Raw genomic sequence first — 1491 nt, 5'->3', positions numbered from 1 at the left:
ACCGGGGTGGTCGCAGAGTAATCAAGGTAAATCGGCAATTTCATGGACTATCTCCTAAATCAGGCTGGCTGGCGTGCCGCTAGCTCTTTGGCTGTCATTCGACGGCGGACGCTTCAATCTTGTCCAGGCGTGGCGCCTTGCTGTTGCAACGACGCTGGTCCTGACGCTGGGCTACTTCTTGCACCTCACGGCGAGTTACAAGGTCAGCCAAGCTGATACCGCTCAGAAATTCGTGAATCTGCAGGCTAAGATCGCACCACAAATGGTGAGTCAGACAGGTGTCGCCGGAATGGCAATCGCCCTGGCCCTGGCACTTGGTTGCATCGACCGATTCGTTGACCGCATCGATTACCTGGGCGACCTGGATGCCCTGCATGTCGCGGGACAATTGGTAGCCACCGCCCGGACCGCGAACACTGGACACCAGATTGCTACGGCGCAATTTGGCGAAAAGCTGCTCGAGGTAGGACAGGGAGATGCCTTGGCGCTCGGAGATATCGGCCAGGGACACCGGCCCGTGCTGCGCGTGTAACGCCAGGTCAAGCATGGCGGTCACGGCGTATCGGCCTTTTGTAGTCAGTCGCATGGACAATTACCACGGAGTTCGGAATGGGGCGAGTATGCAATTCCCGAGTATTTAAGTCAACTATAAGACCTAGCGTATTACTCAGGTTTACCCGCAAAAGAGCGCGCGCATCATAGCAGGGTCTACGGTGCAATGGCACACCAACCAGCGCGGTGCAAATGCCTGAATGCGACCCTGCCGTGAATCAGCTGGCCCTGCTTTCGTCCTTGCCCTTCACACAGGCAAAGTCTTCTTCACGCAGTTCAGGCAGATCCTTGGCACAGTAATTACTGCCCAGATCCTTCAGCGCTCCACACATACCCTCCAGACGCCCATCGACCGCCTGCAAGTGATCGAGCAACTGACCAATCGCCCGGGCCACCGGGTCCGGCATGTCTTCGCCGACACCGTAGGCATCGAAGCCGATCTTCTCGGCCATGGCCTTGCGCTTGGCATCCTGCTCATCGTCGGACTTGACGATAATCCGCCCCGGAATCCCCACCACCGTCGCACCCGGCGGAACTGCCTTGGTGACCACGGCATTGGAACCCACCTTGGCCCCGGCACCGACAGTGAATGGGCCGAGCACCTTGGCGCCCGCGCCAACCACCACGCCGTCTTCCAGGGTCGGGTGACGCTTGCCCTTGTTCCAGCTGGTGCCACCAAGGGTCACGCCCTGATAAAGGGTGACATCGTTGCCGATCTCGGCAGTCTCACCAATAACGATGCCCATGCCATGGTCGATAAAGAAGCGACGACCGACCTTGGCCCCCGGATGAATCTCGATCCCGGTCAACCAGCGACCGAAGTTCGACACCAGCCGCGCCAGCCATTTCAGCTCTGTGCGCCACAGGAGCGATGACAGGCGATGGATCCAGATGGCATGCATGCCCGGATAGCAGGTCAGGACCTCAAAAGCATTACGC

Annotated in this window: 2 protein-coding genes; both read right to left on the bottom strand. The window is 58.9% G+C overall.

From position 1 onward, the window contains the following. Positions 1-94 precede the first annotated feature (94 nt). Positions 95-586, bottom strand: a complete 492-nt coding sequence (gene iscR, locus AC1DLB_RS29745) for a Fe-S cluster assembly transcriptional regulator IscR (protein WP_003227911.1) — start codon at positions 584-586, stop codon at positions 95-97. Positions 587-770: 184 nt separating this feature from the next. Further along, the coding region (cysE, locus tag AC1DLB_RS29740) for a serine O-acetyltransferase (RefSeq protein ID WP_477786258.1) at positions 771-1491 on the bottom strand (721 nt) is incomplete at its 5' end.

Source organism: Pseudomonas sp. 05N434 (genome assembly GCF_056396965.1).
The sequence above is the reverse complement of the archived record's forward strand: the minus strand, read 5'-3'. Positions and strand labels throughout refer to the sequence as shown.

What these genes read in the sequence shown, in the direction of transcription:
- iscR (WP_003227911.1), bottom strand. Translation starts at nt 586, where the DNA reads ATGCGACTGACTACAAAAGGCCGATACGCCGTGACCGCCATGCTTGAC.